The sequence below is a fragment of the Treponema peruense genome, from assembly GCF_016117655.1.
Classification (GTDB): Bacteria; Spirochaetota; Spirochaetia; order Treponematales; family Treponemataceae; genus Treponema_D; species Treponema_D peruense.
In genome coordinates this window covers 1,526,533-1,539,560 of the sequence record NZ_CP064936.1, presented here as the reverse complement: position 1 = coordinate 1,539,560, position 13,028 = coordinate 1,526,533, and the positions used below count along the sequence as shown (strand labels likewise).

Below are 13,028 nucleotides of genomic sequence, written 5' to 3'. Positions count from 1 at the left end.
TATTTAAAAAATTCTGCGTAAGAGGATTCTTGCCCGGCCGCTCCGGGGCGCAGGATATTGAATAAAGGTGGCCACCCGCATTCAAAAAAAAACAAAACAGGAGGTTACTGTATGAAAAGTAACATCAAGGAGGCTGTACATGCTTGAAAGTAAAGACTTAGAGCTGCAGAGCCGCCTCACAATTGGAACGCTGGAAAGCAACGCAGAGGCAATCAGGCAGGTTGTCCTGACCCACCTTAAAGACTACACACCGGAGAACTACATCGGAAGGGCTGACGAGGCGAAAGCCGACAAAGCCTTGAATTCAAAAAGGCTTGAACTTGAGCGCGAGTACATGGAGCCGTTCAACAAGTTCAAGATCACAATCACAGAAACCTGCAAGGCAATAAAAGCCGCAAGTGCCGGTCTTGATGAGATTGTCAAGGCGGAGGAAGAAAGGGAGCGCGGCGAAAAATGGGAGAAAATAGAGGACTACTGGAATAAAACAGGCTTCTCTCTCTTCGACATTACTGACTTAGCCAAGATAACAGACATCAAGAAATGGACGAACAAGACCGCGAAGCTGAAAGATGTTCTTGCCGAAATCGACGCAATCCAGAAGAAAACATTTGATGAACTCAAAATTCTGGAACAGTTCCCGCAGGAAGACGTATCACTTCTTAAGACGGTCTACCTTGACACACTGTCCATAACAGAAGCCATGCAGAAAGCGAACCAGCTCAAGGCGAACCGCGAAAGGCTCGCCAGAGAGCAGAGGGAGCGCGAGGAAGTAGAACGCTTCAAGAAAATCCAGGAGCAGAAAAAGGACGAATGGAAGGAGGAGAAAAAAGGCGGAAAGCGAGAATGAATCCTCCGACCTTGCAAGCGCCGCGCTCGGACTTGAGATAAAGCCGGAGAAAACGGAGGCACTGGAGGAATACGCCCTCGTTTTCACCCTTACACGCAGCCAGTTTCTTGACCTGCGTAACTATATGTCCGACCACGGTATAACCTACTCGGAGCTTCAGGACAAGGGTTCTGGAGTGTACACAAAATAGAAAGACAGTCAGGGTAAAACCTAAGGACACACAAGGCTTTAAAACTTTGTGTGGCGCTTTTGCCCGACAGAAGGAGCTTATATGACAGATATAAATAAGACAGTCCTTGTAGGACGACTGACTAAAGACATCGACATAAAATATACGAACAGCGGCGCGCCCATCGGCAACATGTCAATCGCCGTGAACAGAAGCCGGAAACAGGACGGCCAGTGGGTCGATGAGGCAAGTTTTTTTGATGTGAAAATCTATGGAAAAATGGCGGAAAGCCTCCGGCCCTACCTGACCAAAGGAAAGCAGATAGCGGTCGAGGGCTTTTTAAAGCAGGAGCGGTGGCAGAAAGACGGTCAGAATTTCAGCCGTGTGACAGTCGGCGCGGAAAACGTCCAGCTTCTTGGCGGAAACTCCGGCAACGACAGCCAGCATCAGAACAACGACTACGGATACTACGGAAATTAAGGAGAAACAGCAATGGTAAGAATTGTTTTTGAATACCGCGATAAATGGACTCACGGAGAATGGAGCCAACAGGAATGTACCGTAAGAAGCGTAGCGGAATGCAAGAAAATCTACGGCTTAGATGAGTGCGAATACAGAATCCTTGAGATTGAGGAGATAAAATGAACGCAATAGAAATATACAGATCATTGAGTCAGCCGCCGGCAACAGCCTTAAGGCAGATTACAGCCGGAAACTTAAAAGGAAAAACGGATATAAATCCGCAGTGGCGGTATGAGGCCATGACCGAGAAATTCGGACTTGTAGGAATCGGCTGGAAATATGAAATCCAGAAACTGTGGACAGAAAAAGGAGCGAAAGATGAAGTCCTGGCATTTGCGCAGGTGGCGGTGTTCATCAGAAATGCGGACACAAAGGAATGGTCAGACGCTATAGTCGGAATCGGCGGAAGCAAGCTGGTGAACGCATTCAACGCGGGACTGCAATCCAACGATGAAGGATACAAAATGGCGGTTACAGACGCGTTCAGTACAAGCCTTAAAATGCTGGGCGTTGCGGCCGACATATACGCCGGACGCTGGGACGGCTTGAAGTACAAGGACACACCGCAGGAGCAGCAGCCAAGCAACAACACCAGCCCGAACCGTTCAAGTCAGCCGCAACTGCAAAGACAGGCAACACAGGCAACTCCACAGATGAAAGGCGGCCCTGACACGCAGGAAGAAAGGGAGATTATCAACGACCTTCTCGGAAAGCAATTCTCCGACGGCTCGCTTGTATTCTCCAAGGAGGAATGCGCGAAGGTCGGAACATGGAGACAGATCCGGACTGCAAGGCAGGTCATTGATTATCTCTCGGAGCTTTACACCGAACGGACGCAACAGAACACTCCGGCTGAAGAATTTCCGGAAGACCTTCCGTTCCAGGAGATAAAGAATCATGGCGGAAATAAGAATCACAATGAAAAGAGTTTTCAGAAAAGGATTTCTGTGCCTTGAGATTCCAGAAGACGAGGGAATCCGGGAGGCTCTGAAAAAGATTCTTATTTCCTGCCGTGAGAAATACAACGACTTTGTGCAGGTTACGATAAAACCGCCATACAAACCCAGAACAACAGGAGCAAAAAGCCAGAACCACCACCTGAACGGACACATAGTGCAACTGTGCAACATAACGCAACACAGCTACGAAGAAATAAAGTATTGCGTAAAGATGAAGGCGGTTGAAGCCCTTGAGTACCCTTACACGATAATCAACGGCTACCTTCTGCCGAAAAGCGAGCACGAATGCAACACGGAGGAATGCGCAAAGCTGATAGAAGCGGCGCACCTTCTGGCAGCGGACTGGCAGATTGTACTGAAGGAGTAATCGGGTGAACGAAAATGAAAAGCAACAGAGGCTTATAGCACTTGCAAGTTGTGACGGAAGGTGCGAAGTATGCGGAAAGCAGCTTTCACAGAACGGCTGGCAGGGAGCGCACAGGATAGCCAACACAAAGCCGAACAGGACGAAATGGGGAGCGTGGATTATCGACCACCCGATGAACATAGCGATTGTATGCAGTCTTGGATGTAATCAACTGTGCAACATCGGGAATAATCCAGGCAAATGCCTGCGTCTTGTAAAGGAAATTGTGGAAAAAGAAATAAAAAAATTTTAAGGGGAAATAAATGAATAAATTTAAAAGTTTTGTTTTTTCAGAGACAACAAAAAAACAGATTGACTTAATGCCGACCCCGGAAATGAAACTGAAATTCTACGAGGCGGTCACAAACTATGGAATGTTCGGAATTGAGCCGGAAAACCTTAATGAGATAGAGATGATTATATGGCTCCCTATGAAAGACCTTATCGACAACTCAAAATCATCAAAAGGAGGCGCACCCAGCGGAAACCAGAACGCACAAAGAAAGAATCTCAATAATGAAGAAAACAACGAAGCAACTGATTTTTCTAAAAACAACTCAAATTATGAAAAACAACCAAAACAACTAGAAAAAGTTGAAAACAACCTAAAAACAACCGAAACAACCTGTTTTGAAGAAAAACAACCAAAACAACCCGAAAACAACCAAACAACCCTTAATAATCATAATCTTAATCATAATGATAATCTAAATGGTAATGGGAATGAGAGAGAGAATCATAATCTTAATGCAAGCGAAGTTGTTTTTGGCTCTCTCTCTCCTTCTCAAACTGAATATTCAAAAAAAATATTTGAGATTTTCAAAAAAGCCAGGCTTCCGTGCGCAAGAGAAAACGAAATCTCATTTCTGCAAACTGATTTCAAGAACGCACTTTCTGTAATCCACAGGAAGGAAGAGCTCCAGAACGTGCACAGCGACGACATAATCCAGGCTTGCAGGAATTTCACGGACATCTACTCAAACCCCGGCACGTACTGCGGATTCAGGCAGAAGATTGGCTTCTACCAGCTTGTGCAAAAACAGTGGTTCTATGACCTTCTCCCTGCCAATTTTGACAAAAACAGGTTTGGAGTCCGAACCAACAACCAGGAAGAAACACGGAAAACGCCGGAGCAGATAGAGACACAGCTTCTTGATGAAATGAAAGACGATCCGCGCTTTATTCCAAAAATCTTTGAGCATTACCACAACGAATGGGTCGAGAGAGGAATGCCGACTGGCGCAAGTTATTTTGGATTCCAGTACGAGAAGTGCCTTTCAGGCTACGGACAGAAGCTGAAGTCAGACTTTGAAAACGAAATGAGAGGAAGCTATGGCGGACAGAAGAGCAACTGAAAACGGACAGGAAGAAGTCAAACTAATGGCATGGCAGCAATGCAAGGTTTGCGGCACAAGTTACCCGGTAAGCCAGACAGTCTGCTACACCTGCTGGAGAAGAGCGAAAGCTGACGATGCCGAGAAAACAGGAAACCTGCTCAAAAGCCGTTTTTCCAAAAGCCTTGTCTTCAAATGCGGGTATGAATTACCAGGCAATTTTATACGGCTTAACGTAGACTATCCGATTCCGAAAGACCTGTCGGACAAATTCTATCGCGGTGGCGGAAGATGCTTTGAGTGCCAGGAAAAATCATACTGCCGGATGTTCGGAAACCCTTTCTACACTTGCGCCAAGGAGGACTGGGAATACTGCAAGTGCAGGATGTGCTGCAAGGTGTTCAGGGAAGAGGCTGCAAAACTTACAGGAAATTAAAGATGAGAGGAGAGAAAACAGAATGCGGTTTTCAGTATTTTCTTGACTTTGATTTTTATGAGCAGGAGGAGAAAAAAGAGATTGATGACTTGCTCTTTTTTGCCGCCCCGGAAAATGACAACCAGAGGCTTATGAATTTGCAGTATGAATACTACCACGGAATGCCGGAAAAGATTGACAAGATATTCCTGCTTCTGTTGGAGATTGCAAGAAAAATCATAAGCAAGGAGGCGAAGGAAAAGAAGCTGATTTTTTGTATTGATCATAAGGAAGAGCTGGCTGTAGACAGCGCAAGTCTTGTGATTGAGCAGATATTAAAAAACAGGCTGAAGATAAGAACCAGTTTTATAGCGTATCTGTATCTTCAGGTAAAAAAAACGATGTACAGCAAGACAAAAGCCCAAAAGCTGGAGGATTACTGTATAAAAAACAACATAAATTTTTTCTTGCTTTCCGAGGACGAAAAAAGAAAAGTGAAAAGGAATTTCGAGGAATATAAAAAAGAGGGGCGTCATGAATAAATATATTTTATTGCAGGAAGCGGCGAACGAGCTGGGAGTGCCAAAAAATAATTTATATTATTATTGCAAAAATCGCGGGTTTAAAATGGTTGCTCAAAAGAAAATCATGGGCAAAGCTTACAGTAGTATATCGCTTGAAGATTTTGAAAAGTTGAAGGCGATATATAAGCGGAGCCCGGATAGTATCGGCATAAACGATGCTGCGGCCCAATTGGGAATAGACAGAGGCGCGCTCTATCAGAGAATTAATAGAGCCGGAATAAAATGCGAATTGTTCGGACGCGTGAAATATATAAAGCGCTCCGATTTTGAAAAAATGCAGGCTGATGCCGCCGGAGATTTTGACGCGCTGCCGGTTTCTACAGCTATAGAGCGTTTAGGTTTGCCATGTTCAACATTTTACAACTATGCAGATAAATTGAAAATTAAAACATTCAGAAAAAACCGGCGCGGCTGGATCAATAATTCAGACTTCGCAAAGTTGAAAGATTGGTTAAAAAATAAGCTTGTAGCCAGTAGCGAAAAAGAACATCAGGGAAATAGCAGCAGTGAAAAAAAAGAAATAAAAGTACGCCCACGCATGGAGTTTTACAAAGTCGATGAGTTCAGGGACGGTCATTGGTGGGTATTTCGTTGCGGATTTTCACAACAGGAAGCGGAAACACTGGCCGCGGAGCTGTCAGCTCCCGGGGCGTTATTCCGGGCAAGCCCGCATATTATACGGCGGTATAATAAAAAGATTGTTAACGGAACAGGAAGATCAAAACTCAAAAAAGATTTTAGGATCTGGATTTAGACACGCAAAATTGTAAGGATTGTGAAAATGACTGATAAAGAACTGGAATATTTGAAAAATAAAATCTCGTTGGAGTTAAAAAAGGCTTATACTCAACTGGGGTTTGAAATTATTTGCAAAAGACTTGAAGAGGCAGAAAAAGAAAATGCAGAGCTTGCACAACAGATTGAAGAATTAAAACTTCACTGCCGTGCTGTAGATGGCGTGAATGCAAAAATGAAGAACTGTACCAACTGTAAATATGCTAGTAGGGAAGAAGGTCATTATGATAAATGTGATTCAGAATATTCGGAATGGGAGTTAAAAGAAAAATGACTATAAGTTCAGGAGGAAACTTTTGAACTTTAGTAAATATCATGCAAAACCTGTAACAATCGACGGAATACGGTTTGCTTCCCAAAAGGAAGGAAGCCGATATTGTGAACTTAAGGTACTTGCACGCGCTGGGAAGATTTCTGACTTGCAGTTGCAGGTGCCTTTTGTTTTGTCAAAAGCTCATCGCAGGACTGGCGAAAAGAGAATGACTTCCGGCAAGAAATATGTTGCCGACTTTGTCTATTACGACTGCATTAACAAACGGCAAGTCGTGGAAGATGTAAAAGGATTCCGCACTAAAGAATACCTGGTAAAGCGCGAATGGATGTTTGAAAAGTACGGAATTGAAATCCATGAAGTGTGAAGTCGGAATCTGCGAAATAACAAAAAAGAAAATATTTTCTTCTTACAATGACTGCGTTAAATATTCCAGGTATGTAAACAGAAAAAACAAAATACGAAGAAAATCAATCGGTTCTGAATACCAGCGCAAAGCAAACGGCGATTTGCCCTACATAAGTCATGTGAATAAAAAAACCAAAGCAATTTATAAATGCATTTTCTGCGGCGGTTATCATTTTTCAAGTCATTACAAAAGTATTGAGACACGCAAACTTGAAGAAAAATGGCTTAAAACGAATACACCAAAAAACGCGAAAACCTGACAAAAATGACTATAAATAAGCAGAAAAAACTGTAGAAATACGCAAAAAAAACGAAAAATTCAATGAATTTACGGGAATAAATACGGAAAAGAATGAGCAAAAAAGAGGATATTCTGGCAGATTATGTACGCTGGTTTCTTGCAAAAGGAACAGGCGACGAAAAAAGCCAGGTAGAAATATATAAAGAATCTCACCCGAACTGCGCAGATTCAACTGCCAATACAAAGGCTTATCTTTATTTCCGCAATGGTGAAAAACTTTTTGATTCACTTCCCTTTTCGCGCCAGTGTGATTTGTTCAACGTTGGAAAGAAAACTACTCTTGCAGAACTCGGTCATTTGATGAAAGCGACTAAACTTGTAATTAGACCGGAAAAAAAAGAAGTTCCGGACAATACAACGCGTGTTCAGGCTGTAAAGATTGCAGCTGAAATAAACGGAATGACGGGTAAAAACGCAAAGCTTGAAGAAACGGAAGAAAGCGATGATAAACTTGTTTTAAGGCTTGTTGACGGGAAAGAATAATGACGATTGATTCAAACACTATTTTTCCGACAATGTTCAACAATGATTTTCGCGATATTGTAAATCACAAGTTTACAGAATACTGCGAAAAAGGCGGACGCGGTTCTTGTAAGTCGTCGTTTTTGTCGATTGCGATTATTTGGCTTATGGTAAACAATCCCGACTTTAACGCGCTTGTTTTGCGTAAGGTTGCAGACACTCTTTCTGATTCTGTGTATGAACAGTTGCTTTGGGCTATCGATGTGCTGGGACTTACTGACCGTTTTAAGGCTACAAAGTCACCTCTTAGAATTATTTACACAAAGACAGGGCAAAGAATAATTTTCCGTGGTGCTGATGAGCCGAAGAAAATCAAATCGATAAAACTTAAGCGCGGTTATTTTGCGATTACGTGGTTTGAAGAACTTACAGAATTTTCTGCCGAAGATGTGGAAACTATTAAACTTTCAACAATGCGCGGTGGGGATAAGTTTTGGATTTTCTACAGTTTTAATCCTCCTTCTTCTGCAAGAAACTGGTGCAATAAAGAGTTCAAATCGTCTCGGAAAAACACTCTTATTCACAGGACAGACTACCGCGGAGTTCCACAGGAATGGCTTGGGCAGGCTTTTTTTGAAGAAGCGCTTTCTCTTAAAGAACGAAATGAAAGAGCGTACAGAAATATTTTTTTGGGTGAGCCGACAGGAACAGGGCGCAACGTTTTTGAAAATGTAACACTCCGTGAAATTACGCAGAAAGAGATTGATTCTTTTGATTACTGTTTTTACGGCATTGACTGGGGATATTACCCTGACCCGTTTGCTTATGTTCAGATGGCTTATAATCCTGCAAAGAAAACGCTTTACATTTTTGATGAACTTGAACTTTTGAAGCACGGAAACGAACAGGCAAGCAACGCGCTTGAAGAACATCTTTTGAATTGGTACGGAACTGATGTAAACGGGCACTGTAAAGTGAATTACAAGAATGACAGAATTGTTGTCGACAGTGCGGAAGACAAGAGTATCGGAGATTTTATTCTTTACGGCTGGAATATCAAAGCTGCAATCAAAGGACCGCACAGTAGAGAGCCGGGCTACAAATGGCTTCAAAGTCTTAATGAAATTGTAATTGATCCTGCAAGGGCTCCGCATAGTGCAGATGAGTTTTCTTTGTATGAATATGAAATTGACAGAAAGTCTGGCGAAATATTGAGCGGATACCCGGAAGGACAGGCAGACCACTGTATGTCGGCGGTGCGCTATGCAATGGAATCTGTCTGGAGAAGAAGAGGCGGTTAAAATGACTATAAACAGAGAGGAACTATATGTTTGAGAAGATTAAGGGGTTTTTTATGAATATACTGAATGCTTTTCACGGATACACTGTTGAAGAAGTTACAGGAATAAAAACAAACATCACGAATGAGATGTACAGGGCAATCAATCTGTGGGCAGATATGGCAAGCGGTCATGCGCCCTGGAACGAAAAGTCTCCTTCTTGCGGAATACTTGATCAGATTGCAGGAAGACTTCACATGATGGTGTCGCGTGAGATTGGGCTTGAAGTGAATAATCCTGCTATTGAAAAAGCGATGTATCATCTTAATGACAATGTTGACAAGATTGTCGATTATATTACGCTTTTTGGCGGTTGCGTGGCGCGTCCTGTTTTTTCTAACGGGAAGTTGCAGTATCAGCTTATTCCGCTTGGGAATTATCTTCCGACAAGATACGATTTTGACGGAACGCTTACAGGTGCTCTTATTTTGAAACAGATTATCAACGGGCAGCACAAGTTTTTGCTGACTGAAGAACATCTGTATGAAAACGAAAATCACTCTGTAAAATGCACTCTTTATAATAATGATGAGCAGACTTTGCGCAAAGTGTCGCTTGCAAGTTGTCCGCAGACTGAAAATCTTACAGAAGAATATACGTGGCATAATGTAAAACAGCCGATGATTATTGAATTCAGAAGCCACTGTGTAAACAAGATTGACGGTTCAAATGTTCCTGTTGCTCTTATCGGAGCGGAAGGCGTTCCTTACCTGGTAAAATGTGCAGATGAACAGTTTGAGCGAATGAACTGGGAGCAGAAATCGGGTGAACGCAAAATGTGGGCGGATCGTGATTTGTTTGTTAAACGCGAGAAAAAAGGCAACAAGGTTGTAGGTTCGTATATTACAGGAAACGAAGACTTAAACCGTCTTATTATGCAGGTTGAAGGTGACGGCTCTCTTGATTATGCAAAAGTAAAAGAAGTCTCTCCTACTCTTCGTACAGCTGAACAGAATGCAATGTTCCAGCAGATATTGCGCCGCATTGAACTTACAATGAATATCGGCAAGGGAACTATTTCTGACGCGGAAAGTGTTCAGCAGACGGCTACCCAGTACAACGGCGGAAGACAGGAACTTTACGCAATCGTTGACAAGATTGAAGATGAAATTGAAGTGAAGTACCAGACTTGCGCTGATGTGTTTGCTTATATGGCAGCCGCTTACGGTTTGGGAAGTGCTGATTCAACTATTGTAATCAAATGGAATGATGACGCGACACGCAAAGATATTACTGCCGCAAAACAGATTGAACTTCAGGAAATTGCTTCCGGAGTACGCGCTCCGTGGGAATACAGGCGCGACTTTATGGGCGAAGATGAAGAAACTGCAAAAGTAAATGTTCCGCAGGCACAGACACAGGGCATTGAAGATATATTCGGAAAGGAATAACGAATGCTTACTCCGTCTTATCTTGCAGGACTTCCCGATGAAATGGTAAAGATTTATTCTCAACTTGAAGCGGACATTGCGTGCGATATTGCGCGCCGTGTTTCAAAACTCGGTAAGGTTACTGACGCTTCACAATGGCAGATGATGATTCTTGACGAGCTGGGAAGTCTTAAAAAATCTATCAACAAGGCTCTTGTAAAATACAATGCACAGGCACAGAAAGAACTCAAAAGGCTTTTTGAAGAAGCTGTACAGAAATCTGCACAGAAAGATTTGGCGCAGTACAATAAAGCACATTTGAGCGACAACCAGAAGCAGATCCTTGAAGCTACTGTCATGAAACTTTCTGACGGGAAGATTGCAAAGGGCGCGGCTACTACTGACATTATCAATAATCAGTTTAAGGCAGATTATGAAGGTCTTGTGCGTCTTACGCAGACGATTGCAAGCAATGCGGAAAGCCGTTTTGTTGAAGAATGCAACAGTGCTTATATGAAAGTTGCTTCCGGGGCTTTTGATTATGACAGTGCAATAAAGCAAAGCGTAAACTCACTTGCGAAGAATGACAGGACAAGCGTAAATTACAATTACAAAAAAGAAACAAGAAGTCTTTCGATTGAAGCGGCTGTAAGAATGAATGTTATGACAGGAATAAACCAAACCTGTGCAGAAATTACTGAACGCAATTGTGAAGATTTGGGTGTTGAACTTGTTGAAGTTGACGCACACGAGGGAGCACGTCCTGAACACGCAGCATGGCAGGGAAAAGTTTATGTGCGCGGAAAAGCAAGAGAAGTTGACGGTGTGTTTTATGATTCTTTTGAAGAAGTTTGTAAACCCGGAACTGCAACAGGTATTTGCGGAATAAACTGCCGACATTCTTATTACCCGTACTTTCCCGGAATGGAAAAACACTATGACGGAAAAGATTTAAAGGAAATGAACAAAAAAGATGTTGAGTACAACGGCAAAAAGATGACGAAGTACGAGGCACGGCAGAAGCAGAGAGCGATTGAACGAAAGATAAGGCAGTGGAAACGCACGGCAGATATTCAAAGAGCAGGCGGCGTGGACGATACAAGCGCACGCGTAAAGCTCGGTGAATGGCAGAAAATTGCACAGGACTTTACGGACAAAACAGGATTAAAAAGAGATTACGAACGAGAGTATATCGGCACGAAGAGCGGGAAACAGCCGAGAGGGATTGCGAGTCCAACTTCTGCCACAAAAACAAAAGAAACAAAAACTGCAATACCATTAAAAACTGCTCCGACTATTTATAGTAGTGTTCCTACTGAACCAGAAGAATATTTTGCAAAGCAAGAAAAACACACAATTATAACAGACACAAAGGGTACAAATCCAAGTTATACTACAAGTGGAGAGGCTTATAAGGCGAATTGTCAAAGGTGTGTTCCCACCTGGGAATTACGACGAAGAGGTTATAATGTAACGGCAAAAGCTCGAATCCTTGATAGCAAAGGTAGACCCGACAATATAACAGATAAAATTGCTTCTAATTGGCAAAATATTTTTGAAAATCAATCATGGCAAACATGTTCAGGAACTGGTAAGAAAGATATTTTAACAAAAATGAAGTCATGGGGAGACGGAGCCAGAGCAGAAATATATATACGCTGGAGAAGAGGCGGAGCACATGTTTTTGCAGTAGAAAATGTCAAAGGAAATATTAAGTTTCTCGACCCACAAAATGGGGAGAAAGACGTAGAGTATTATTTGACTATGGGAAGACCTGGTAGTATAATGATTTCAAGAATAGACAATCTGAAGCCTTTAGATTGGATTGCAGGTTGTTGTGAAGGAGGCAATACATGATAGATTTAAAAAAGGCTTGTGAAATAGCGATTAACAAACTTAATGATACCTCTTTTCATATAAACACTGAACTAAAGGAAGGTAAAGATTATTATTTAATCGGATTTGATAAAAGTAATAACGAGGAACTTCCAATTCCTGGAGATTATTATCCTATGTTTGTTGTTTACAAAAAAAATGGGACAATCAAAGAATATACTTTACCTTCTGACATTGGGTTCAAACTTGAAAAAAATGCAAGAGTCATTCAAGCCCCATTAGAATTTGTGTACCCACGTGACAAAGACGAAGAATGACCGATAACTTCAAAATTATATATAAAATCTTAACGGCTTTTGAAAAGTCTCTTGATATAAGCGATTTTGATTTAAATGAGATTTCTGCCGACAAATTGGGAATATCACAAACAAGGCTGACAAAATATTTTCAAATGCTTGTAAATGCCGGTTATTTAAGTGGAATAAGTTTTAGAGAAAATATAACAGGCGAAATTGACATAATCGCAGAAAATCCACTGATAACTATCAAAGGTTTGGAATATTTAAGTGAAAACTCAATTATGCAGAGAATGTATAAAACTGCAAAAGGAATAAAAGATATTATAAATTAGGTACAGCACTAACAGCAGCTGTTACGCCCGCACCTCCTACTTCTTTTATGATATTCGCTGCTTTAATTAACGCGGCATTTTCTGCAAGCCATTTTATTCCTTTTAGTGTGATATGGAGATTTTCTGTTCCAATGTCGGGCTCGTCTTCGTCAAATACTTTTAACCCCTCAATATACCCTCCGTTTTCAAGCATTATAAGGTAGCGTGCGCGCCTTAATTCTGTTATACCAAGTGTTTTTGCACTGATTTTTTCATTGTCTACTTCCGGTAAATCAAGCATATCATCCAGGCGTTTTAAGATTTTGTAAATATTCGAAAAAGATTTCATACAAATAGTTTCGGTGCTTTTTTTCATTTGCTTTACCTCTGCCCTTATAG

General features: G+C 41.9%; 19 protein-coding genes. 18 read left to right on the top strand and 1 reads right to left on the bottom strand.

The window, feature by feature from the left end:
• Positions 1–139 precede the first annotated feature (139 nt).
• The 18 genes from IWA51_RS07185 (at position 140) to IWA51_RS07095 (ending at position 12,650) form a co-directional block, all read left to right on the top strand.
• On the top strand, positions 140–847 hold the full coding sequence (locus IWA51_RS07185) for a DUF1351 domain-containing protein (RefSeq protein WP_198441934.1): 708 nt from the start codon (positions 140–142) through the stop codon (positions 845–847).
• A 271-nt stretch (positions 848–1,118) separates the two neighbouring features.
• Positions 1,119–1,496 (top strand): single-stranded DNA-binding protein, encoded by a 378-nt coding sequence (locus tag IWA51_RS07180; RefSeq protein WP_198441933.1) that lies wholly within the window; start codon positions 1,119–1,121, stop codon positions 1,494–1,496.
• Between the two features lie 12 nt (positions 1,497–1,508).
• Positions 1,509–1,661, top strand: a complete 153-nt coding sequence (locus IWA51_RS07175; protein WP_198441932.1) for a hypothetical protein — start codon at positions 1,509–1,511, stop codon at positions 1,659–1,661.
• Positions 1,658–2,494, top strand: coding sequence for a hypothetical protein (locus IWA51_RS07170; protein ID WP_198441931.1), 837 nt, complete (start codon positions 1,658–1,660; stop codon positions 2,492–2,494). The genes IWA51_RS07175 and IWA51_RS07170 overlap by 4 nt, the downstream gene beginning before the upstream one ends.
• On the top strand, positions 2,436–2,864 hold the full coding sequence (locus IWA51_RS07165) for a hypothetical protein (RefSeq protein ID WP_198441930.1): 429 nt from the start codon (positions 2,436–2,438) through the stop codon (positions 2,862–2,864). The genes IWA51_RS07170 and IWA51_RS07165 overlap by 59 nt, the downstream gene beginning before the upstream one ends.
• A 4-nt stretch (positions 2,865–2,868) precedes the next feature.
• Positions 2,869–3,156, top strand: a complete 288-nt coding sequence (locus tag IWA51_RS07160; protein WP_198441929.1) for a hypothetical protein — start codon at positions 2,869–2,871, stop codon at positions 3,154–3,156.
• 10 nt (positions 3,157–3,166) lie between these two features.
• Positions 3,167–4,258, top strand: a complete 1,092-nt coding sequence (locus tag IWA51_RS07155; RefSeq protein ID WP_198441928.1) for a DUF6291 domain-containing protein — start codon at positions 3,167–3,169, stop codon at positions 4,256–4,258.
• A 279-nt stretch (positions 4,259–4,537) separates the two neighbouring features.
• Positions 4,538–5,194, top strand: a complete 657-nt coding sequence (locus IWA51_RS07145; RefSeq protein ID WP_215905254.1) for a hypothetical protein — start codon at positions 4,538–4,540, stop codon at positions 5,192–5,194.
• Positions 5,187–5,990, top strand: a complete 804-nt coding sequence (locus IWA51_RS07140) for a helix-turn-helix domain-containing protein (protein ID WP_198441925.1) — start codon at positions 5,187–5,189, stop codon at positions 5,988–5,990. Before IWA51_RS07145 ends, IWA51_RS07140 begins: the two co-directional genes overlap by 8 nt.
• A gap of 27 nt (positions 5,991–6,017) precedes the next feature.
• Complete coding sequence (locus IWA51_RS07135; protein ID WP_198441924.1) at positions 6,018–6,305, top strand: hypothetical protein; 288 nt, start codon at positions 6,018–6,020, stop codon at positions 6,303–6,305.
• Between the two features lie 22 nt (positions 6,306–6,327).
• A complete protein-coding gene (locus IWA51_RS07130; RefSeq protein ID WP_198441923.1) occupies positions 6,328–6,669 on the top strand; it encodes a DUF1064 domain-containing protein in 342 nt (113 codons plus the stop codon).
• Complete coding sequence (locus IWA51_RS07125; protein WP_198441922.1) at positions 6,659–6,970, top strand: hypothetical protein; 312 nt, start codon at positions 6,659–6,661, stop codon at positions 6,968–6,970. The genes IWA51_RS07130 and IWA51_RS07125 overlap by 11 nt, the downstream gene beginning before the upstream one ends.
• Before the next feature lie 92 nt (positions 6,971–7,062).
• Entirely contained in the window at positions 7,063–7,494 is a 432-nt protein-coding gene (locus IWA51_RS07120; protein ID WP_198441921.1) for a hypothetical protein, read from the top strand.
• Complete coding sequence (locus IWA51_RS07115; protein ID WP_198441920.1) at positions 7,494–8,774, top strand: PBSX family phage terminase large subunit; 1,281 nt, start codon at positions 7,494–7,496, stop codon at positions 8,772–8,774. The genes IWA51_RS07120 and IWA51_RS07115 overlap by 1 nt, the downstream gene beginning before the upstream one ends.
• Before the next feature lie 53 nt (positions 8,775–8,827).
• Positions 8,828–10,204, top strand: a complete 1,377-nt coding sequence (locus tag IWA51_RS07110; protein WP_230402624.1) for a phage portal protein — start codon at positions 8,828–8,830, stop codon at positions 10,202–10,204.
• A gap of 3 nt (positions 10,205–10,207) precedes the next feature.
• On the top strand, positions 10,208–12,040 hold the full coding sequence (locus tag IWA51_RS07105; protein WP_198441918.1) for a phage minor capsid protein: 1,833 nt from the start codon (positions 10,208–10,210) through the stop codon (positions 12,038–12,040).
• Complete coding sequence (locus IWA51_RS07100; protein ID WP_198441917.1) at positions 12,037–12,336, top strand: hypothetical protein; 300 nt, start codon at positions 12,037–12,039, stop codon at positions 12,334–12,336. Before IWA51_RS07105 ends, IWA51_RS07100 begins: the two co-directional genes overlap by 4 nt.
• The gene (locus IWA51_RS07095; protein WP_198441916.1) at positions 12,333–12,650 is read left to right on the top strand and encodes a YjcQ family protein; all 318 of its coding nucleotides are present in this window, start codon (positions 12,333–12,335) and stop codon (positions 12,648–12,650) included. The genes IWA51_RS07100 and IWA51_RS07095 overlap by 4 nt, the downstream gene beginning before the upstream one ends.
• On the opposite strand, the gene IWA51_RS07090 is transcribed toward IWA51_RS07095, so the two are convergent.
• Positions 12,640–12,978 carry a YjcQ family protein gene (locus IWA51_RS07090; protein ID WP_198441915.1) on the bottom strand — a complete coding sequence of 113 codons (339 nt, stop codon included), beginning with the start codon at positions 12,976–12,978 and terminating at the stop codon, positions 12,640–12,642. The two genes, IWA51_RS07095 and IWA51_RS07090, sit on opposite strands and share 11 nt — an antisense overlap.
• Positions 12,979–13,028 lie beyond the last annotated feature (50 nt).

What these genes read in the sequence shown, in the direction of transcription:
- IWA51_RS07185 (WP_198441934.1), top strand. Translation starts at nt 140, where the DNA reads ATGCTTGAAAGTAAAGACTTAGAGCTGCAGAGCCGCCTCACAATTGGA.
- IWA51_RS07180 (WP_198441933.1), top strand. Translation starts at nt 1,119, where the DNA reads ATGACAGATATAAATAAGACAGTCCTTGTAGGACGACTGACTAAAGAC.
- IWA51_RS07175 (WP_198441932.1), top strand. Translation starts at nt 1,509, where the DNA reads ATGGTAAGAATTGTTTTTGAATACCGCGATAAATGGACTCACGGAGAA.
- IWA51_RS07170 (WP_198441931.1), top strand. Translation starts at nt 1,658, where the DNA reads ATGAACGCAATAGAAATATACAGATCATTGAGTCAGCCGCCGGCAACA.
- IWA51_RS07165 (WP_198441930.1), top strand. Translation starts at nt 2,436, where the DNA reads ATGGCGGAAATAAGAATCACAATGAAAAGAGTTTTCAGAAAAGGATTT.
- IWA51_RS07155 (WP_198441928.1), top strand. Translation starts at nt 3,167, where the DNA reads ATGAATAAATTTAAAAGTTTTGTTTTTTCAGAGACAACAAAAAAACAG.
- IWA51_RS07140 (WP_198441925.1), top strand. Translation starts at nt 5,187, where the DNA reads ATGAATAAATATATTTTATTGCAGGAAGCGGCGAACGAGCTGGGAGTG.
- IWA51_RS07135 (WP_198441924.1), top strand. Translation starts at nt 6,018, where the DNA reads ATGACTGATAAAGAACTGGAATATTTGAAAAATAAAATCTCGTTGGAG.
- IWA51_RS07125 (WP_198441922.1), top strand. Translation starts at nt 6,659, where the DNA reads ATGAAGTGTGAAGTCGGAATCTGCGAAATAACAAAAAAGAAAATATTT.
- IWA51_RS07120 (WP_198441921.1), top strand. Translation starts at nt 7,063, where the DNA reads ATGAGCAAAAAAGAGGATATTCTGGCAGATTATGTACGCTGGTTTCTT.
- IWA51_RS07115 (WP_198441920.1), top strand. Translation starts at nt 7,494, where the DNA reads ATGACGATTGATTCAAACACTATTTTTCCGACAATGTTCAACAATGAT.
- IWA51_RS07110 (WP_230402624.1), top strand. Translation starts at nt 8,828, where the DNA reads ATGAATATACTGAATGCTTTTCACGGATACACTGTTGAAGAAGTTACA.
- IWA51_RS07105 (WP_198441918.1), top strand. Translation starts at nt 10,208, where the DNA reads ATGCTTACTCCGTCTTATCTTGCAGGACTTCCCGATGAAATGGTAAAG.
- IWA51_RS07100 (WP_198441917.1), top strand. Translation starts at nt 12,037, where the DNA reads ATGATAGATTTAAAAAAGGCTTGTGAAATAGCGATTAACAAACTTAAT.
- IWA51_RS07095 (WP_198441916.1), top strand. Translation starts at nt 12,333, where the DNA reads ATGACCGATAACTTCAAAATTATATATAAAATCTTAACGGCTTTTGAA.
- IWA51_RS07090 (WP_198441915.1), bottom strand. Translation starts at nt 12,978, where the DNA reads ATGAAATCTTTTTCGAATATTTACAAAATCTTAAAACGCCTGGATGAT.